The sequence below is a fragment of the Streptomyces sp. NPDC048196 genome (genome assembly GCF_040652715.1).
Classification (GTDB): Bacteria; Actinomycetota; Actinomycetes; order Streptomycetales; family Streptomycetaceae; genus Streptomyces; species Streptomyces siderophoricus.
Genome location: NZ_JBEZMM010000001.1, coordinates 164,489 through 182,834 on the forward strand (window position 1 = coordinate 164,489; position 18,346 = coordinate 182,834).

The 18,346-nt window shown below is 67.9% G+C and carries 21 protein-coding genes and 1 pseudogene; 9 read left to right on the forward strand and 13 right to left on the reverse strand.

Going from position 1 to position 18,346, the window contains the following annotated elements:
• Window positions 1-176: 176 nt before the first annotated feature.
• Entirely contained in the window at window positions 177-1,232 is a 1,056-nt protein-coding gene (locus AB0E02_RS00795) for a hypothetical protein (protein WP_362134485.1), read from the reverse strand.
• Window positions 1,233-1,356: 124 nt separating this feature from the next.
• Window positions 1,357-2,022, reverse strand: coding sequence for a hypothetical protein (locus AB0E02_RS00800; protein ID WP_362134487.1), 666 nt, complete (start codon window positions 2,020-2,022; stop codon window positions 1,357-1,359).
• A gap of 407 nt (window positions 2,023-2,429) precedes the next feature.
• Between AB0E02_RS00800 and AB0E02_RS00805 the strand changes: the two genes are divergently transcribed.
• Entirely contained in the window at window positions 2,430-2,918 is a 489-nt protein-coding gene (locus tag AB0E02_RS00805; RefSeq protein WP_362134489.1) for a carboxymuconolactone decarboxylase family protein, read from the forward strand.
• A 240-nt stretch (window positions 2,919-3,158) separates the two neighbouring features.
• Here the strand turns inward: AB0E02_RS00805 and AB0E02_RS00810 are convergent, their stop codons facing one another.
• Complete coding sequence (locus AB0E02_RS00810; RefSeq protein WP_362134491.1) at window positions 3,159-3,548, reverse strand: VOC family protein; 390 nt, start codon at window positions 3,546-3,548, stop codon at window positions 3,159-3,161.
• A 435-nt stretch (window positions 3,549-3,983) separates the two neighbouring features.
• On the opposite strand from AB0E02_RS00810, the gene AB0E02_RS00815 reads away from it, so the two are divergent.
• On the forward strand, window positions 3,984-4,463 hold the full coding sequence (locus tag AB0E02_RS00815; protein ID WP_362134493.1) for an ATP-binding protein: 480 nt from the start codon (window positions 3,984-3,986) through the stop codon (window positions 4,461-4,463).
• 309 nt (window positions 4,464-4,772) lie between these two features.
• On the opposite strand, the gene AB0E02_RS00820 is transcribed toward AB0E02_RS00815, so the two are convergent.
• Window positions 4,773-5,228 carry a MarR family winged helix-turn-helix transcriptional regulator gene (locus AB0E02_RS00820; protein ID WP_362134495.1) on the reverse strand — a complete coding sequence of 152 codons (456 nt, stop codon included), beginning with the start codon at window positions 5,226-5,228 and terminating at the stop codon, window positions 4,773-4,775.
• A 76-nt stretch (window positions 5,229-5,304) separates the two neighbouring features.
• On the opposite strand from AB0E02_RS00820, the gene AB0E02_RS00825 reads away from it, so the two are divergent.
• Together AB0E02_RS00825 and AB0E02_RS00830 are read left to right on the forward strand one after the other, a co-directional pair.
• Window positions 5,305-5,880 carry an isochorismatase family protein gene (locus tag AB0E02_RS00825; protein WP_362134497.1) on the forward strand — a complete coding sequence of 192 codons (576 nt, stop codon included), beginning with the start codon at window positions 5,305-5,307 and terminating at the stop codon, window positions 5,878-5,880.
• A gap of 358 nt (window positions 5,881-6,238) precedes the next feature.
• Window positions 6,239-6,946 carry a carbon-nitrogen hydrolase family protein gene (locus AB0E02_RS00830; RefSeq protein WP_362134499.1) on the forward strand — a complete coding sequence of 236 codons (708 nt, stop codon included), beginning with the start codon at window positions 6,239-6,241 and terminating at the stop codon, window positions 6,944-6,946.
• 715 nt (window positions 6,947-7,661) lie between these two features.
• Here AB0E02_RS00830 and AB0E02_RS00835 read toward each other — a convergent pair.
• A complete protein-coding gene (locus tag AB0E02_RS00835) occupies window positions 7,662-8,066 on the reverse strand; it encodes an ACT domain-containing protein (protein ID WP_362134501.1) in 405 nt (134 codons plus the stop codon).
• The gene (locus AB0E02_RS00840; protein WP_362134503.1) at window positions 8,063-8,521 is read right to left on the reverse strand and encodes an OsmC family protein; all 459 of its coding nucleotides are present in this window, start codon (window positions 8,519-8,521) and stop codon (window positions 8,063-8,065) included. Before AB0E02_RS00840 ends, AB0E02_RS00835 begins: the two co-directional genes overlap by 4 nt.
• 242 nt (window positions 8,522-8,763) lie before the next feature.
• On the opposite strand from AB0E02_RS00840, the gene AB0E02_RS00845 reads away from it, so the two are divergent.
• From AB0E02_RS00845 to AB0E02_RS00855, 3 genes are all read left to right on the forward strand, one after another.
• Window positions 8,764-9,246: a MarR family transcriptional regulator gene (locus AB0E02_RS00845; protein ID WP_362134505.1), complete on the forward strand. Its 483-nt coding sequence runs from the start codon at window positions 8,764-8,766 to the stop codon at window positions 9,244-9,246.
• Window positions 9,243-9,689: a MarR family transcriptional regulator gene (locus tag AB0E02_RS00850; RefSeq protein WP_362134507.1), complete on the forward strand. Its 447-nt coding sequence runs from the start codon at window positions 9,243-9,245 to the stop codon at window positions 9,687-9,689. The genes AB0E02_RS00845 and AB0E02_RS00850 overlap by 4 nt, the downstream gene beginning before the upstream one ends.
• Before the next feature lie 157 nt (window positions 9,690-9,846).
• Window positions 9,847-10,395, forward strand: a complete 549-nt coding sequence (locus AB0E02_RS00855; RefSeq protein ID WP_362134509.1) for a YciI family protein — start codon at window positions 9,847-9,849, stop codon at window positions 10,393-10,395.
• Between the two features lie 63 nt (window positions 10,396-10,458).
• On the opposite strand, the gene AB0E02_RS00860 is transcribed toward AB0E02_RS00855, so the two are convergent.
• From AB0E02_RS00860 to AB0E02_RS00870, 3 genes are all read right to left on the reverse strand, one after another.
• Complete coding sequence (locus AB0E02_RS00860) at window positions 10,459-10,932, reverse strand: hypothetical protein (RefSeq protein ID WP_362134511.1); 474 nt, start codon at window positions 10,930-10,932, stop codon at window positions 10,459-10,461.
• Window positions 10,911-11,087 (reverse strand): hypothetical protein, encoded by a 177-nt coding sequence (locus AB0E02_RS00865; RefSeq protein WP_362134513.1) that lies wholly within the window; start codon window positions 11,085-11,087, stop codon window positions 10,911-10,913. The genes AB0E02_RS00860 and AB0E02_RS00865 overlap by 22 nt, the downstream gene beginning before the upstream one ends.
• Before the next feature lie 139 nt (window positions 11,088-11,226).
• Window positions 11,227-11,673 carry a Pvc16 family protein gene (locus AB0E02_RS00870; RefSeq protein ID WP_362135530.1) on the reverse strand — a complete coding sequence of 149 codons (447 nt, stop codon included), beginning with the start codon at window positions 11,671-11,673 and terminating at the stop codon, window positions 11,227-11,229.
• Between AB0E02_RS00870 and AB0E02_RS00875 the strand changes: the two are divergent.
• Window positions 11,653-11,802 (forward strand): annotated as a pseudogene (locus tag AB0E02_RS00875) (bacterial transcriptional activator domain-containing protein); the annotation flags it as partial. The gene AB0E02_RS00870 and the pseudogene AB0E02_RS00875 sit on opposite strands and share 21 nt — an antisense overlap.
• A 177-nt stretch (window positions 11,803-11,979) precedes the next feature.
• Here AB0E02_RS00875 and AB0E02_RS00880 read toward each other — a convergent pair.
• The 3 genes from AB0E02_RS00880 to AB0E02_RS00890 all read right to left on the reverse strand — a co-directional run bounded on the left by AB0E02_RS00880 (window position 11,980) and on the right by AB0E02_RS00890 (window position 15,689).
• A complete protein-coding gene (locus AB0E02_RS00880; protein WP_362134515.1) occupies window positions 11,980-12,375 on the reverse strand; it encodes a hypothetical protein in 396 nt (131 codons plus the stop codon).
• 789 nt (window positions 12,376-13,164) lie between these two features.
• Entirely contained in the window at window positions 13,165-14,013 is an 849-nt protein-coding gene (locus AB0E02_RS00885; protein ID WP_362134517.1) for an SDR family oxidoreductase, read from the reverse strand.
• An 80-nt stretch (window positions 14,014-14,093) separates the two neighbouring features.
• Complete coding sequence (locus AB0E02_RS00890; protein ID WP_362134519.1) at window positions 14,094-15,689, reverse strand: MDR family MFS transporter; 1,596 nt, start codon at window positions 15,687-15,689, stop codon at window positions 14,094-14,096.
• 576 nt (window positions 15,690-16,265) lie between these two features.
• On the opposite strand from AB0E02_RS00890, the gene AB0E02_RS00895 reads away from it, so the two are divergent.
• Window positions 16,266-16,928, forward strand: coding sequence for a lysophospholipid acyltransferase family protein (locus AB0E02_RS00895; RefSeq protein WP_362134521.1), 663 nt, complete (start codon window positions 16,266-16,268; stop codon window positions 16,926-16,928).
• 80 nt (window positions 16,929-17,008) lie between these two features.
• On the opposite strand, the gene AB0E02_RS00900 is transcribed toward AB0E02_RS00895, so the two are convergent.
• Complete coding sequence (locus tag AB0E02_RS00900) at window positions 17,009-18,295, reverse strand: MFS transporter (protein WP_362134523.1); 1,287 nt, start codon at window positions 18,293-18,295, stop codon at window positions 17,009-17,011.
• Window positions 18,296-18,346: the final 51 nt, after the last annotated feature.

Genomic DNA, 18,346 nt, shown 5'->3' on the forward strand with positions numbered 1-18,346 from the left:
CGGCCACGGTGGCCGCATCCGTCCCTGAGACGGAGCCGACAAGCCACTATCGACACCCCTGCCCCTCGCCTTCGAGAGCTGCGCGGTCTGCGCGGTCTGCGCGATCTGTCAGGGGCACGGAGTCCCAGTGAGCAGCCTGCACCACCAAGAGGCCTCTGGCCCAGAGGCCGGGAGGCTCAGTCCGTGGGTTCCGGCTCCAGCCGGTCGGTGACGGTCCCGGTCATCGACAGGCAGTCGCCGCCGAGGGTGACTCCGTTCGCGGTCACGCTCGGCGTGAGGGAGACGGGGCAGGCACCGGGCCGGTCGACGGCGAAGAGGCCGAAGGTGGCCGTCCCCTCGGTGATCTCGTCGCTGTGGGCGTGGCCGTAATAGACCTGAACCCCATCGGGCTGGCAGAGCAGCACGTGGAATCCACCGGTGCCGTCGGGCCAGGTGAGAACCAGGTAGCGCACGGAATAGTCCGTGCCGAGCGGCGCGAGCGTGGTGACCACTCCGGCCAGCGACGGGCCCTGCAGGAACGTGTCCGGCATACCCATCTGGATGTCGGAGTCGATACAGAGCAGCATCCGTTCATCGCCGCACTCGATGGCGAGCATCCCTTGCTGTTCGGGCCGCACCATGTACAGCTCACCGGCCGACATCCGGCCGAGCAGCGTGACGTCCTCCGCCGTCGGCGCCGAGGTGTTGATGAAGAACACGTCGTTCTCGTCGGCCGGGATGGCAACGATGCCCGTGTCTTCCGGGGCGGTGAGCTCAAAGCCCGCCAACCCTGCCCGGTAGGCGATCACCGACAGCGCGAAGGCGGCCTGATCGCCGACCGGATCCCCGGGCGGGGGCGCCATCTGGGCGAGGGCGCTCAGGGAATCGGAGAGGGCCACCTGCTGCAGGGTGCGCCAGGCGGCCAGCGCGATGACCGGGTCGTCGGAGAGCGCCGCGGCCTGGGCGAACGGCACGGCGTCGCGGCCCATCACCGTCGCCCGGTCGAGCGCTGCGGCAACTGTGAAGGGGTCCGGCGCAGGTTCCGCCAGCACCTGTCCGACTGCCTGTGACAGCGCCCCCAGCGGGCTCGGGTCGATCAGGGAGAGGACGCCCAGAGCGCGGACCCGGTCTTCGTCCTCCGCGGCGAGCGCACGCCCGAGGACGTCGGCGAGGTCGCCGGCATCGAGCGCGGCCAGGAGCGCGGGGTCCGCCCCGTCCTTGGACGCGAGCAGTTGGTCGATGCGGTCGGTCATGGTGCTCTCCGCGCCTCTCTCGCAACCCCTTGGGGCTGACAGGGGCCCTGTGTGTCTGACTGAAGACCGCTGGGGCCCGACAGGGGTCTGATAAGGGTTGACAGGGGTCCGACAGGGGTCTGACCTACAGGGTGACCTGGCAATGGGCGATCATCTTGACCGCCTGGGCGGGCGTGACCCCCGTGTTGGTGCCCGATTGCGCCCGCATGAAGTTCGCGGGGCCGCACAGCGATTCGTCCTTCTCGCAGTGCGGCAGGCCCAGAAAGTGACCGACCTCGTGGGCGAAGGTGTTGCCGCTGTCCGCCGCGCTGCCGTTCAGGGACACCACCGGCGCTCTCAGCCGACCTTTGGCCTTGTTCTTCCCGCACGCGCCGGGCGTGGGGGAGTACCCGTCGGCCTTGGGGTCGAAAATGCGCTTCACGACGAAGACGTCGAGAGCGTCGTTGCTGCGCACGGCAAACCGGTCGGCCAGTGCCATGGCGTCGGCCACTCCCCGGACCATTGCGTTCGCCCCGGCGACAGTGAGGTCGATCTTGAAGCGGTTGACCGTGCCGATCACTGGACCATGGGTGGCGAAGATCGTCTTCATGATGTCCACGGAGTCATTGACCTGCTTCGACTCCGTCGGGGTGAACGTCTCCTCAGCGACGACGATCAGATTGATGTCGAAGTGGACTGCCATGCCGGCTCCAGAGGTGGCGATGTCGGAGGTGACGACTCCAGAGGCCCCTCTCGAAAAGGATGACGGCGGATCCGGCGGGCCGCCACTCGGCAGCTTCTGGTACGCCATCGGGTGCTGTCTGGCCATTCGTACGGCGGGTTGGTGTGGAACGAGACGTGGGCTTGATCCGCCGTGACTGGCACGATCCGCCGTGACTGGCATGGCCCTTGGGGCGGCCTCCCTGATCCGGGGGGCGATGCCTGGGGGCGCCCTGCTGGTGTGACTGAACCGGTGGGTCGATGGGCGAAGCGGTAGCGGGCGGGTGGGGGCTGCGGGACCGCTCTCGGCCGGCTTGCTGACTCACCGGGAGCACAGCGCTTGAGCTCGTGCGGCGTCGCGTCCGTCCGTACGCGCCGCAACCAGGTCGGTCCGTAGCGCGGCGAGAAAAATTTCCTCGGGTTCCTGTCACACCTTGGTGGGTTGGCCCGTCGGTGCAGTGAAGCCGCCGCCAACAGGCCGATGTGAAGGAGTTGCTCATGACGAACACCTCGATCTCCCGGATGCCGAACCCGGCCGAACTCGTACCTGAGTTGAACGACGTCAGCGCCGCGCTGTTCAGGGCCACGGGTAACCGCTCGGTGCCGCGTACCACGATGAGCCTGGTCCACCTGCGTGCGGGACAGATCGTCGGCAACACCTACCTGACGGTGCTGAACACCGGCTTCCTGCGGAAGTCCGGCGAATCGGAGGAGCGCATCACCGCGGTCGCCTCCTGGCAGGACGCCCCGTACTTCAGCGACGCCGAACGTGCCGCGCTGGCCCTGGTGGAGGCCACCCTGCAGCCCGCGCCGCACGGCAAGGAGCGCGTCTCCGACGAACTGTACGCCGAGGTGTCCAAGCACTACGACGACAAGGCACTGGCCACTCTCACCATTGCGATCGGCCAGATCAGCTTCTTCATCGCCGTTGCTGTTATTGGCAAGCCGCAGCCGGTCAGCTCTCTCGCGGATGAGCAGTGGGACTGACCTGAGCCGTCCGTCACGCGGGAGCTGAACACCTCGCCATGTTCAGCACCAGCACCTTGCCTGGGGGTGGATGCCGGCGCACACGCTGTGGGCCGGCACCCTCCCCACCCTCAACTCCATGGAGGGGGCCCCGGCCGGTGGGGGCGGGCGGATGTGGAAGCCGGGTGAGGTGACGCCCGGCAAGCACTCAACGATGGAAAGCATCGCGGGCATTGACCAGGGCCTCCGCGATACAGCGCCTTACCGTGTCAGGCCGAATTCGTCATCCATGAGCTCTTCTTCGCTCAACTCGACCATGAACGTATGGCCTTCTGGGTCCGCCATCATCACGGAACGGGAACCGTCGGGGGAGTCGTGGAGAAGCACGGCCCCGAGGGAAATGAGCCGTTCGACCTCGTCGGTGAGTGTGCCGCAGAGTGCCCCAATACTGAGGAACGGTCCGCCGCTTGGGACGGACTGGGCCGAGGCTGTTGTGAAGTACAGAGCCTGCGGCTCATTCCCTTCGACCATCTGCAGGTGAAGACCGTCACTGCCGTTAACCACCGGCCGGAGCAGCACCCCGCTCCAGAACCGAGCGAGAGCCGCAGGATCTTGGCCCGGGATGGTGAGGCGCCGTAAGTGAGACGTCATCTACCCGACGATAGCCGCGCACGACTGGCGACAGCACCCTTCTACTCCATCGGTGGGGCGTAGTCGCTGAACTGGGCGGCTACCGCGCTGGGATGACATCGCTTTGAAGCAGCGGCAGGCGAGCCTTGGTCGCGGTGCAGGAATGTGCCTGGGGTGGCGTCAGTGGCGTCAGACAGGCGCACGGATGCCGAGGGCGTCGTGGCGCGTCCCGCGGCTGTGGTCGACTCGTCGGCTCGTTCGGCCGCCCTATTGGAAGGCATTGAGACACCGTGCTGCAGGCGAGCCCCACGACCGCCGGAGGCGTGCGCGGACGATTCCGCCCACCCCGATGACCGGACGCATCAGGATGGACCGTGCCGAATGGCACCTCCTGCGGTATGCATGGCGGCAGGCTGGGTACTGACGCGGGCGTGAACCGGGAGTGAGGTGGGGTTGGTGGATTCCCATGCCGACGCGGACGGCTGTGGGGCGATGCATGAGCATCTGATGCGTGCCGGCTACGCCCTGGACGGGGACGACGGGTGCATCGCTGATGCTCGCCACTACGCCATGGCTTTCCTCGACCAGGCCCACGATATCCATCAGCTGTCGGTGCCTGCACGTGCGAGGGACCTCGTTCAGCTGGTGGTCAGCGAGCTGGTCACCAACGCCCGCAAGTACGCACCCGGCCCGGCTCTGATGGAGCTGCGCATCAACGCCGCCAGCGTGGACGTCTTCGTATGGGACAGCGACCCCACCGTCCCTGCGGCCCGAGCCACCGATCCCGGCAGGATCGGCCAGCACGGTCTGGAGATCGTCAAGGCGGTCGCGGAGGCCCTCTTCATCGAGCAGGAGCCGGTCGGTAAGCACATCACCGCCCGCATCGCCCTGACCGACACAGACAAACAGGCACGCCACCACCCGCACCCGACGTAGCCGCCGGCTCCGGGCCGGCATCCGACCTGCGTTTCGGCGCTGCCCTCCTACCGCCTCAAGCGACGTACAGACGGCAGGCAACGGCACATAAACAACGACGCGTGGGCGCGGCGCGTAAACAACGACGCGTGGGCGGCGGCGCGTAAACAACGACACGCAAACGGTGTAACGGTCAGCGAGACCGTCCGGCCGTTTGGCGAATCGGGCCGCCCCCCATACAGCGCACTCGTAGAGCTGGAGCTCAGCGGTAGATCCTGACCTTGCTGGTGGGTCCGGCCCCAGTCAGCTGCCGCAAGTATCGCATGAAGATCATTTGCGGTCGTTGGCTGGAGAGGGCAGCCCCTGACGGGCGGCCAGCCGGTCCAGCAGGCCGGTGAGTACGGCGCTTTCCGACGCGGTGAGCTCTGCGGTGAATTCGGCGTCGGTGGACTGCGCCAGTTCTCCGCAGACCGCGAGCAGCTCCCGGCCGTGCTCGGTGAGCGTCAGTACCTGGCGTCGGCGGTCGGCCGGGTCCCTTACCCGCTCGATCGCACCGAGCTTCTGGAGGTGGTCGGCGAGTGCTACGACCAGGCTGGGCGCGACACCCATCACCCCGGCGACCTCAAGCTGCGAGGAAGCCGTCCCGGCGTCCAGCACGACCATCAATCCGACGTGTTTGGGCTTGAGTTCATGGGGCTCGATGCGGGCCGCGAAGAGATCGGTTGCCATCGCCCCGAGCACGCCGAGGCGGAAAACGACGCTGGAGTTCACCTTGCTGAGGGCCACGAAGGGCATGCTACATTAGGAGAATCATTCAGATCTTGAATGATTCGTTGTGTGACTGAAACCGAAAGGGCCCGCCATGCTCAGCCCTGCCACCGTCCAACTGCATCTCGCCGACCTCCAGGAAGGCATCGTCGAGCTCAGCAGCACGACTCCACCGGCCACGATCCGGCGATCCGTCAGCTTCCTGGCCGAGCTGACCCAACTGTTGGACATCCCGGTCACTCTCTCGGTGGCGCCGCGTCCCGGCGGCCCCGCAGTCATCGAGGAGGCGTCCATCGCCGCAGCGCCCGTCTTCGTCCGCAGCGGGCCGTGTGCCTGGGACGATGACCCCACGCGCCAGGCCATCACCACCCAGCTCCGGAAGAGCCTCGTTCTCTGCGGCGTGACCAGCGAGATCGTCGTACTGCACACGGCGCTGGACGCCATCGCGGCAGGCTTCGAGGTCACCGTGCTCCTGGACGCCTGCGGGGGACTCTCGCCGCGCACCGAGCAGGCCGCCTTCCGTCAGATCGAGGCAGCCGGAGGCCGGATCACCGGCGTCGCCAGCTTCGCCTCCGACCTCGTACGCGACTTCACCACCCCGACGGGCCGCCAGGTGATCGCGGCCCTGCATGGCCTGATCCAGCAGCCTGCGACCGACCCGGCACGGTAGCGGCCAGCGCGAGAGACGGCCTGGCAGAGTTCCTGGCGGTCGTGAGGATCTTCGGGGGCCGGTGGGAGGCGGGCGCGCCCGACCCCGCTACTCGGCACTCACGGCCAGTCCATCGCTCAAGCAGGCCGCCTCACCGCGCTGCGTGTGCTCGCTGCGGGCCTTGAAGTCATCGCCGACGCCAACAGCACAGTGTCGCGCCCTCGGCAGCTCAGACGCTCGGGCGTCGTAGCAGGTAGAGGTCCAACGCTCACGTCCCAACTACCACGCTCAAGGGCCAACGGGACCTGACTTTTCGATCACGTGGTGTCTGGCAGCGCCCCTGGCAACCGTCGACGTAGCAGGCTGGCATGCTGGGTCCATGAAGATCGCGACAGTCCAGTTCACCTGCGTTCCTGCGGATATTTCGGCGAACGTGCAGCAGATGGCTTCCCTCGCCGACGAGGCGCGTGTTCAGGGAGCCGAGCTGGTGGTCTTCCCTGAGCTGGCGCTGACCGGGTACGAGCTGGAAGCCGTGCTTGCCCATCGCGACCTTCGGGTGCAGGCGGACGATCCGCGCCTGGATGCGGTTCGGGCGTCTGGTGTCGCCAGCGTCGTCAATTGTGTTGCGCCCGCCGAGGGAGAGCGGCCTGCCATCGAGACGTTGGTCTTCGGCGCTGACGGCGAGCTGATTACCACGTATCGCAAACAGCACTTGTTCGAGCACGAGCAGGACGTGTTCCAAGCAGGACGGCGTGACGGGCGATTTGAGCTCGGAGGGCTTCGTTTCGCTCTGGCCACGTGCTTCGACAACCACTTCTCCGAACTGGTCTCCCGTGGCGCCGCCGATGGGTGTCAGGTCCATCTGGCCAGCTCGCTGTACGGCACGGGCGGCGGCGTGGAAGAGCTGGCGACGGTGTATCCAGGCATCGCCAAGAACTTCAATCTGTACGTGGTGATGGCCAACCATGTTGGCCCGGCCGGCGAGTGGACTGGCTGTGGCCGCACCGCGCTGTGGGCGCCGGGCGGCGCCCTGCTCGCACAGGCCGATGCTGAGACGCCCATGGTGGTCACCGCGGAGGTCGGGTAGAGCGGACCTTCAGCGCCACCAAAGCCATCCAGTCTGTGGTGGCCGGGCTGGCCTTCGACGACGGGCTGATCCAGCTGGTCCAACCCGTGTACCGCTCGGTCGGCCGCATCGGTAGTGCCGCCTACTACGACGGCACCCATGTGATCGGAGCCAGGTAATCGGAACGACCAGGCGGCCGTCGGCATCGCCCTCGACCCCTGGTGGAGTCCCGACGGAGCGGTGAAGCGGGGCGGCGAGGAAGCACGGGGACCGGAGAGGGCACTCGTCCTGGACCACATCCGGGAGGTGCTGCGGCAGCCTCCCTCGCCGGCCGGACTCAGTCGCATGTACGGGCCCGAGGCCAAGCATCTCTCCGCGCTGTCGGCCTTGGATGTCGTGGCAGCGTAAGAGCCGTCCCTGCTGGCCGAAGTCGTGGAGACCGCCGCGGGCGAGCGGGTTCGCGAGCGGGTTCTCGATGCGGTGGAAGCGGTGTTCAACGACGCGGAGGAGGTCGACCCGGAGTTGAGCGCGCGAACCGGCCCATGGAGGACGCGCCGTGGGAGGTTACGCGGGTGCGGGACATGCGCAACACCGCCAAGAAGGAGGCCGGCCGCGTGCGCGTGCGGGTAATGCCTGGCTGATGCCTCCGCATCCCGTTGCTGAACCTGTCGCGGGAGGAGGAGCTCCGGGGCGTGCGCGGCTCGGCTGTCACCGGGCAGGGCCTCCCCTCTCGGAGTCAGCGGTTCTCCCAGCGTACGAGGACGTCACGGCATGCCTTTGCGTGCTCCTCGGCGACGACCAGGACGAGGTTGCCGGCATGGTCGCTGTATTGGACCAATACGTTGACGCCTGCATCGCCCAACCGCCTCGCCAGTGCGCCGAGTTGTCCAGGCGTCTCCTGGTCCAGCCGGGTCATGGCGACATCCCGGACGGTCGCCGGGCCGAGCTGGGCCTCGTTGGCAGCCTGGAGCGCGAGCGGGCCGTTGTCGATGAGGTAGTGCGCGAGGGCCTGGCCGTCATGGGTGAACACCCCGCCGCCTTCCAGGCTGACTCCGGCGCGGCCGAGAGCTTGGCCCAGGTCGGCCAGTGCGCCCGGCCGGTCGGGCAGGTGGACCTCAAGGTCCTGCAGGTGGGCGGTCATGCGGCCACCACCGTGGTGGCCACTTCGACGGGCACCGAGAGCGAGTTGGCGATGTAGCACTCACGGTGAGCCTGTTCAGCCAGCTCCTGGACTGCGGCCGCGTCGGTCCCGGTGGCGACCCGGACGGTGACGGCCAGGTGGATGACGCCAAAGCGGGTGGGCTTGGCCGTGAGGTCAAGGTGACTGGTTGCTTCGTCTTCGTAGGCCAGCACGTCGATGCCGGCGCGGGCGGCGATGCCGAGGAAGGACAGCATCTGGCAGGAGGAGGCGGCCATGACGACGAGCTGTTCCGGGTTGAGCCGCTCAGGGCTGCCCCGGAAAGCCGGGTCCGCGCTCAATGCCACTTCCGTGGCGGCGGGTGGTGCGAGGGCGACGTGGTCGCGGGAGTAGGAGCGGATCCCGGCGGCAGTGGAGCCGTTCCAGCGCAGGTGGGCGGCGTAGGTGTGCGTACTCATGGTGGGACCGTAGGCTCGGGGTGTTTCGGCGGTCGCCGACATGTTGCTGCCGTACGGTCGTGGCCGGTGCAACACCCGGCGGCTCGCTCATCGCCGGCATGAGCAGGCTCTCGTACTGCTCGATCGCCGCACGGAACCCTCGTAGCAGCCGATGCAGCCGATGCAGCCGATGCAGCGGAGTAGTGCCGGTGCAGAGGAGCAATTAGTAGCCATGTACATAGTAGCCATGTACCGTATGGCAGATGAGTTCAGCAACTGAGCGCGCCACAGCAGGGTTCCTGGTCTGGCGCTTGTCGATGAAGTGGCGGGTGGCCGTCGACCGGGCGGTCGCGCCGTTGGGTCTGACCCATGCGCAGTACGCGCTGATGGCGTCGCTTCACGGCATGGGGCGCTCCGGGCTGCGACCCAGTCAGCGTCAGCTCGCCGACACCACAGGACTTGAACCGCTGTACGTTTCCAAGCTCGCCCGCGCCCTGGAGGCCGCCGGGCTCGTCGCCCGCACCCGGGATCCGAACGACCCGCGCGCCATGCAGCTGACGCTCACCGAGCAGGGGCGCGACGTCACACGCCGCGCGATCAAGGTGGTTCAGGGACTGCTGGACCAGTTGCTGGAGCCGCTCGGGGGACAGGACAGTCCGCGCGCACGGCAGTTCACCCGCGAACTGGCGGCCCTGCTCGACACACCTCTTGATCCGCACACAGACAACGACGAGGAGCAGTCATGACCACCACCGCACCCACAGTCAATGGCCGGGTCATAGCCCTGGCGCACTACGCCGGGCGCGCCCTCGTGGAGCGCGTAATGGCCCGCCACGGCGCCACGTTCCACCAGAGTGTCGCCCTCCGGGCCGTCGTCGTCGCGGGCGAGTCCATCGGCACGGACCAGCTCGTCGGCGACGTCACCGGCTCGCTGAAGATCGACGAGTCGGTCGTGCGCGGCGTAATCGAGGAACTCACGGCCACGAAGCTGCTGGAAGAGGACCCGGCGGAGGCGTCCCGGTTGCGGCTCACGGACGCCGGACGCGAGCTGTGCGAGAGCACCGCCGCTGAGACCGCCGAGATCTCCGCCCGGCTGTACGCCGATATTCCGGTCGAGGAACTGGCGCTCGCCGGCCGCGTATTGACACTGGTCACGGAGCGGGCGAACGCAGAGTTGGCCGGCGCCTGAGGTCTGTCCGGCCGCTCACGATCGGAGCTTTGTGCTCCTTCTTCTCCCCTCTCCGGGCCCACTTTCCTCGCCGCCCTCGCGTGAGGAGGTGGGGTGGGGGCCTCGCATCGCCGAAAGGTGTTGAGATGCTGCCGTGCGTTGGGGAGGATCTGCGGTCATGGAGTTCTTCTGCTACCACCGTGACCGGGCCGATTCCGGGGCGCTGCGCGACAAGCTGCTGGAGGAGCACTGGTCCTACATGGACCGGTATGCGAAGGAGATCATCGCGCGCGGCCCGACCTTCGCCGCCGACGGCGAAACGCCCACCGGCAGCGTGCACATCGTCGACCTGCCGGATCCTGCTGCGGCCCGTGCGTTCGCCTTCGACGAGCCCAACTACCAGGCAGGCGTGTACCGGGACGTGCTGTTGCGCCGGTGGCGCAACATGCTGGGGCGCACCATGTGGGATTTCCCCGGCGGCCGGACCGACGGCAATCGGTACCTGGTGCTTGGCCTCGGTCCGGAGCAGACCGCCGACGTTGCGGTGCCGCCCCACCAGGACGAGCTGATCGCGTTCGGGCCGCTGCTGTCCGACGACGGCACCAGGTGGCTGGGCACGGCAGCGCTGGTCCGGGCCCCGGACCCGGATACGGCACGGGCTGTCCTGTCCCCGAGCCGGTACGCGGACATCGAGGTCCATGACTGGGAGTTCGGCGGACGGCGGTGACGAAGCTCGCCGGAGAAATGCCGTGCGCCACCAGCGGGCCCGGGTGGCGCGCACTGTGCTTCGTCAGGTGTCGATGATGCGGCGGAGCACACCGCGGACGAGTTCGGCGGCGTCGATGCTCGGGTACTCGAAGCGCATCCTGTCGAAGCCGAAGTCCAGTCGGCCTCCCTCGGCATGGAGCGGCAGGAAGACGCCGAAGGTGAGGATCGACCCGTAGTCGAATGCGGCCAGTTTCCCTTTCCGCTGGTACAGCTCCACCGTGGTGAGCAGCAGATCGGCGGTGACGAGCCCGAACGCGTCGGCGGTGAAGCGGAAGACGGGCTGGGCCGACAGCCCTGCCTCGGCGTTCAGGACCAGGCCGCGCGACCGCGTCCAGAGCAGGTGGACGTCCGCGGTGAGTTGTCCGGCGAGGCCGAGTTGACCGCCGAGCTCGATGCCCGCGGTCGCGCTCACGACGGGGATGCCGGCGCCGATACCGCCCTGGACGAACAGTCGCAGCCCGGCATCGGCCGGGATCACCAGCCGGGTGTCGCCCATGACCTGGGTGGCGTGGCGTCATCCCGGTCCGGGTCGTAGCTGACCTCAATACCGGTGCCGCGGAGCTGTCCGGCCCCGATACCGGCGACCAGGTCCAGCCCGCCGCGGATGGTCGCGAAGATCCCGATCCGCTGGCCGGCGACCGCGACACCCACGAGGGGATGTCGATACCGAGGGAGAAGACCCGCCGGTTGAGTTCGCGGCGGGGGAGCAGCTCGAAGGTGTCGGGCAACGCGATCCGGCCGGCGACCGCGATGGTGCCGTTCGGCCGGACGGTGACCCGTGCGGTGCCGATCAGCCAGGGGCCGACAGGTCCTCCAGTATCAGCTGCACCCCCTCGTCCGACTCCCAGTCACCGGACGGATCCAGCAGCGGACCGGACAGCACGGCAACGTTCTGCAGCACCTGCCGCGTGCGCCCCACCGTCAGGTGCTCATGCTCAGGGTCGTCCGCCCAAGCGGTCAAGAGATAGTGCAGGTCCAGCGGGAGACAGCTGCGACCGTCCGCCGCACCGCGTGCCGACCAGCTCGCCCGCATGCTCTTGTCGAAGTCCACGCGGTAGAGCAGCAACGAGAGTGCCGGGAACTGGATCGCCGGAGTGCCTGCCGGATTCCTTCCGCTACGACCTGCTGCCGGACTGGCCGGACGACTGGGTGACGATCGAACGGGAGCGCTTCCGGCAGATCCGACTGCCACGCCCTGGAAGAGCTGTGCGGCCGACTGTCGGAACGCGGCGAGCACCGCTCCGCCATCGACCCCGGACTGAGCGCAGTGGCCGCCGACCCGCTGTGCGAAACCGCCCAACGCGTCCTGATCCAGGCGCACATGGCCGAGGGAAACGTCTCCGAGGCCGTACGCCAATACCGCACCTACGCCCGCCTTCTCCGTCACGAACTGGGCGTTGATCCCACCCCCACCCTCACGTCTCTTCTTCCTTCGCCCACGCTCGGTCAGCCTGCGGGGAGGCGCAGGGTGGCCTTGTGGTGGGCCCGGGCACCATCTGACGGATTGCCGGCAACACTCGGAGTGTTCGACAACTCCCCGTGCTCAGACCGCTGCGACGACACTGATGCAGTTGAACGTCGTGTGCCCCACGCCGAGATCATGGGCCAGGGTGACGGTCAGCCTGTACGACCCGGCAGGAAATGGTCCGACCGAGGGGTTCAACAGAGGCCCGGGCTGGCCGGACACCAGATCCGGCTCGGAAAAGTCGCTCGGGTCGCCGTTCTGATCACTGTCGAAAACAGTGTCGTGATCGACGTCGTCGGATCCGGGACAGCCTTCGGGAATGCTCTGGATCAGCAGGCGGTCGACGAATGCAGGGAAGTCCTGACTGCTGTTGTTGAGCGCAGACCATTGAACCCGGAACGATTCATTGTCATGGATGATGGCCTTGTCCGGGGTGATGGGGTTTCCGCCGTTGGCGAAGATGATGTCTGCCATGGCTCGGCTCCTGTGATGCGGCGTTCATCTGCTGCCGTTCAGGCGATCCACCTCCATTATCGCGGTGGGGGAGAAAACTCGCCAAACTACAGCAGTAGCAGACCAAGAGTGCTGGCTGATCTACCGCACCCGGCCGCACCCGGCCGCGCCCGGCTGCCCTGTTTGGACATGCAGCAATAGACGGGCACACAGACCGCACCGCACCGCACCGCGCTAATCGCCACGAGCCTGCTAGGCCCATCTTCCCTCCACCCGGAGGACGCGCTCGGGCTCACTGTCTCGGAGCGTGAAGCGCAGGAACAGCCGTCGGCCATCTACCGAAACCGTGGGCGATAGCGTTCAGCGATCTTCCGACCCGCTTCGGAGCGCCGGTGAGTGACCCATACTCTGCCGCCCCGGAACTCAATTCCTCTGCTTCGCCTACGCCGGCCATTCCGGTTCGATCTATGCGCTCTGGCGCGTCGACGATCGCGAGGAACTGGCCACCCTGCCCGTGGTGGTCGTCGGAGACGAGGGCGGAATATGCATCGTCGCCAGAAACCTCCGAGACCTGTTCCGGCAACTCGGATGCGACTGGCTGCAATGGCCTTCGTGGGAGGGAGCCCAATTCATGGAGCCCGACAGCGACGATGAACCCAGCCCGCGCTATTGCGGAATGACCGGCTGAACTCAGGCGAGCTTCCTTAAATAATCCAGCGGTGAATCGCGATCACGCTGGACTTGCGTCGGGCAGTCGGGGCCAGTGCGCCGGCCCCGACTACGCCTCCGCCGTGCCGTGTGCGGGTCGGCTCAGCCGAAGATGTGGAGGTTCTCGTCGACCCAGGTGCGCAAGGTCAGCGGCATGGTGCCGGTGATCTTCTCGACGGAGTCGGAGATCTTCCAGTCCCAGGCGGCCGATTGGCGCTTGAGCTCAAGCAGGGCCTCAAGTCGCGGGCCGCCCCAGCCGAGGCGGTCGAACTCCGCCTGGGCTTCGGCAGTGGTGCGTTCGACGACCTTGACGTCCTGGCCGAGGGCCGCACCGATGATCGCGCCCTGCCGCTGCGGGCTGAGGGCCTCGCTGCCGGTCAGGGTGTAGGCATGGCCTTCGTGGCCGGAGGTGGTGAGGACGTTGGCGGCGACGGACGCGATGTCGCGCGGGTGGATCATGGCGGAGACCGGGTCGCCCTCGGTGACGTACATGGTCCGCTCCTTGCGGATGGTGTCGGCATAGCCGTAGAGGTAAACCATGAAGGTGCCGGGACGCAGGATGGTCCACGCCAGGCCGGACTCCTTGATGACCTGCTCGCCGGCGCGGTGGCCGGAGGTGAGAGGGTCGGTGGCGCCGAAGGCGACGCCGCTGGTGGAGAGCTTGACCAGGTGTGTGACACCGGCCTTGTGGGCGGCGGCGACCAGGGTGGTTTCCTGGACCGGGCCCTCGGGGCCGTAGCCCGGCGGGACGACGAAGACGCGCTCCACCCCGGCGAGGGCGGCGGGCAGGGTGTCCGGCTTGTCGAAGTCGCCAGCGATGACCTCGACGCCGGCGGGGAAGTTCGCCTTCTCCGGCGAACGGGTCATGGCCCGCACGGGTACGCCTTCGGCGGCGAGCCGGGCGACGAGTTCGCTGCCGACATTGCCGGTGGCGCCAGTAACCAGAATCATGCGTGTTTCTCCTATGGGGGTGTTCTGCACGGCGGACACCGTGCGGGGAATCCACTCGTCGAGTCGAGTCGAGTGGTGAGTCAGGAATTGCCGTGAGCGGCCGAGCCGGAATCGGCGCTCTCGTCTGCGGATGAACTTTCCGGCTCGGTCGGCGTCTGCGCACCGGCGAGCTTGTCGTCCGTGAGGAAGAACGCGGCCACCAGTCCGATGAGGACGATGGGGATGACCGCGTAGAAGACGCCGCGGAGCGAGTCCGCGTAGACCCCGGTGACTTCGAGCCGGAGGGGAGCGGCCAGCTTGCCGATGACCTCGGGCGAGAGCGAGCCGTGCTTGTCGATGTCGACACCGGACGTGCCGAGGTGGTGGAGTCCGGTATTGAGCCGACTGGTCATGAGGGTGGCGAAGAAGGAGACCCCGAGCGTGGTTCCGAGCTGGCGCATGAGGGTCGCGGTGCCCTGGACGGCGCCGATGTCTTGTGTGCTTGCGGTGTTGCGGGCGGCGAGGCTGAGGGCCTGTGAGTTGAGGCCGCCGGCGATACCGAACAGCAGCATGTAGACGACGGCGAGCAGGATGCTCGTCGAGGGCCCTGCCGTGGAGAACAGCACCGCGGCGACCGCGAAGACGACCATGCTGAGGACCGGGAACCAGCGGTACGAGCCGGTGCGCCCGATGACCTTGGTGCTGACGTAGGAGGTCAGTACGACGGCGAGCATCATCGCGGTGAGGACGAAGCCGGATTGCTGGACGTCGAGGGTGAGTACGGTCTGCAGCCACAGCACCAGGTAGTTGATGAGGCCGAGGCCGACGAATCCCGAGAGGAAGCCGAGGATGATGACGAGGGTGAAGGTCTTGTTGGCGAACAGCCGGAGCGGGATCACGGGGTCGGTGGCGCGGCGCTGCGAGTGGATGAAGAGCGCCACGACGACGGCGCATCCGGCGGTGAGGCCGAGGATGACTGGGGAGCTCCAGTCGTAGGTGATGCCGGCCTGGCCGGTGAGCACATTGAGGCCGACGATCGCGAGGACGAGGAGGAGGATTCCGACGTAGTCGAGGTGGGCCTTCTGGCGGCGGGCAGGTAGGTCGAGCTTCGAGGAGACGATCAGCAGGACGACCGTGCCGATGGGCAGGTTGATGAAGAACACCCAGCGCCAGTTGGCGAGTTCGGTCAGGATGCCGCCGAGGGTGGGCCCGGCGAGGGAGGCGGCGCCGAAGGTGAGGGAGAACCAGCCGTAGTAGCGGGCGCCTTCGCGCGGGGAGAACAGCTCGCCGATGATCGCGAGCACGGAGATGAACAGGCCGCCGCTGCCGATGCCCTGGACCACACGGCAGGTGATCAGCTGAGCCATCGTCTGCGCGAGGCCGCAGAGGGCGGATCCGACGAGGAAGACGATGATGGAGGCCATGAAGACGCGTTTGCGTCCGAAGAGGTCGCCGAGCTTGCCGTACACGGGGGCGGCCGCGCTGCCGCCGATGAGGTAACCGGTGGTGACCCAGGCGAACTGGTCGAGTCCACCGACATCGCTGATCACACGGGGCAGCGCGGTGGCGACGATCTGGGAGTCCAGCAGGGAAAGGAAGACCGCCACCATCAAGGTGAGGACGACCGCGGTGGTCTTGGCCGGCGCGGCCGGTCCTGTGGAGGCGCCGACGGCAGGCTCGGATGAGCGGGAAAGCATGAGGGGTCCTTGTAATCGAGAAGCGATGCCACGGTGTGGAGCACCGCCCGCAGTGGGAGTACGCGTAACGAACTCGGTGAAGAACGCTGCTTGGTTAAGCAGCGGAGATGGGGTGGTCGGATCCTGTGTCCGACTCCGGCCTTCCTCGGCCCTCTCAACCGTCGATCCGTCCTCAACGGACGTGTCGATCGCGGTCCTTCGCAAGTCGCTTAGCTTCTCGCCACTCCTCTGCGTCGATTACAGATGTCGAACACGGTAACGGAAGGTCCGCGAACTGTGCAACCTTGATCGTGATGCCGATGCCAGCGTGTCTGGCAGCCAGGACGACCTTGCCGGTTGGGTGGTGAGCACGCTGGCCGTGCCCGTTGCCAGCCCATGTGAGCGGCCAAACGTGGTCGCGGTCCGCCACCACGCGCTGCCTGATGATTTGATGGGAAAGCGGGAGACGTCGCCCCCGGAGGTTGTTGGTTCTGTCGAACCGCTGCACCGCCAGGATGAGTACGGCGACTCACGCGACAGCGGCGCCCAGCGGCGAGGATGAGGGTCTGTATCGTTCAGGAAACCGGGGGACCGCTCATGCTCAGCCGCATCGCCGACGCTCTGGTGCCCGTCTTCGGTCGTCTGTCGGTGACGGCCGACCCCGGCGCCGACTTCGCGCCGGGCACCTTGATCGTCGCCAATCACACGTCGTTGGCGGATCCCGCGGTCGTGCTCGCCGCCCTGCACCGCCTGGGCGCCGAGCCGCTCATCATGGCGGCGGCGGGTCTGTGGCGCATCCCGCTGCTGGGCCGCACCCTGAGTCGTGAAGGGCACATTCCCGTCCATCGTGGCGACCTGCGCGCCGTTGAGGCGTTGGAAAACGCGGCAAAGGCACTGGAGCGAGGACGGTTGGTCCTGATCTACGCGGAAGGTGGTCTGCCGCGGCGGCGGGATGCCGCCGAGGCGGCTCCGGCGGCGTTCCGCAGTGGGCTGGCCAGGCTGGTGGAGCGCACCGGCGCACCGGTGGTGCCCGTGGGACAGGCCGGTGCGCGCCGACTGGTTTCGGGCAGTGCCGCCAAGCAGCTCGCCGGCCTGGCCACCGCGCCGCTGCGGCGACCCTCGATGCATGTCCATGTAGGGGCGCCCGTGGAGCTGATCGGTGACCGCCTCGCGCGCACGGCCGTGGCGCGTACCGCGGTGACGGCCGCGTGGCGCACGGCGGCCTCCCAACTCGGGGAGCCCGCCGCCCTCGCCGCGTAGACCGTCGGTGGGAAGGGCCCGACCCCGTGAGGCGGCCCCGTTCAACCGTCGCGTTCAACCTTCGCGTTCAACTTCCGCTTTCAGTCGTCGAGTTCGTGCAGGTGACGTACGTTCCGCAGGGGTGAGCAGAAGATGACGAGCCAGCTGGTGGCGATGAGGACGGCGCCGGTACAGATCGCGGCGCGGGGGCCGAGCCAGGCGCCGATCAGGCCGGCCAGCAGCGCGCCGACGGACAGGGCACCGGTGAGCAGGAACCGGTAGGTGGCGTTCATCCGGCCCAGCATGGCCGGCGGCGTCACGGTCTGGCGGGTGCTGACGGCGAGGACGTTGGCCAGGCCGGTCTGGACGATGGTGAGCATCCAGCCGACCGCGGCCACCCACAGCATGGGGCCTCGGGCCATGAACGGAGTGAGCAGGGCGAAGGGGCCCGTCAACATGCCGACGAGCCACAAGGCGCGGCCGTGCCCGAGGCGTCGGCCGGCAACGGGTGCGAGGAGTGCGCCAAGGAAGCCGCCGATGCCACCGGCCGACAGCACCAGCCCCAACACACCTGCTGACAGGCGCAGTTGCTGCGTGCACAGCACCACGAACGACACCTGGCACAGTTGGATGGCGAGGTTGGTCACGGCACCTTTGACGGCGAGCGCGCGCAGCACCCGGTGGCCGAGCACGAAGCGCAGCCCGGCGGCCGTCTCCCGCCACAGCCGGGGCCGGGCCGTACGGTGCGGGCTCGGCTCGGTGGCCCGGATCCGCGCGATCGACCACGCCGACCACAGGAAGCCCAGCGCGTCGACGACGACGGCCGCCGCCGGCCCGAGCAGCTGCACGACCAGGCCGCCGATGCCGCGTCCGGAGACGTCGGCCACCTGGTTCAGTCCGGTGAGGCTGGAGTTGGCGGCGACGAGCCGGTCCGCACCGACGAGGGAGGGCACGTACGACAGGTGGGCGATGTCGAAGAAGACCGTGGCCACCCCGATGAGGAACACGACCACGTACAGCTGCGCAAGGGTGAGCACTCCGCAGGCCCAGGCCACGGGCAGGGAAGTGACCAGTGCGACCCTGCTCAGGTTGGCGGCGAGGAGGAGGGTCCGCTTGGGCATGCGGTCGACCCACGTCCCTGCGGGCAGGCCGATGATCAGGAAGGCCATGGTGCCGAGCGCGGACAGTACGCCGATCTCACCCGCTCCTGCGTTCAGCACGGTCTGCGCGAGGACGGGGATCGCCAAGAAGCTGACTTGCGCGCCGAGCCTGCCGGCCGCGTCGGCCGTGTAGAGAAGCCGGAAGTTGCGGTCGGCGAGGACGCTGCGGTGCGGCCGGTCCGCGGCGGGTGCGGGTGCGGGTGCGGGTGCGATGAGTGTGCGGGTCATGGCGCCCGAGATTGGCGGTACCCCGCGACGACCCGCCATGAGTTCAGAAAT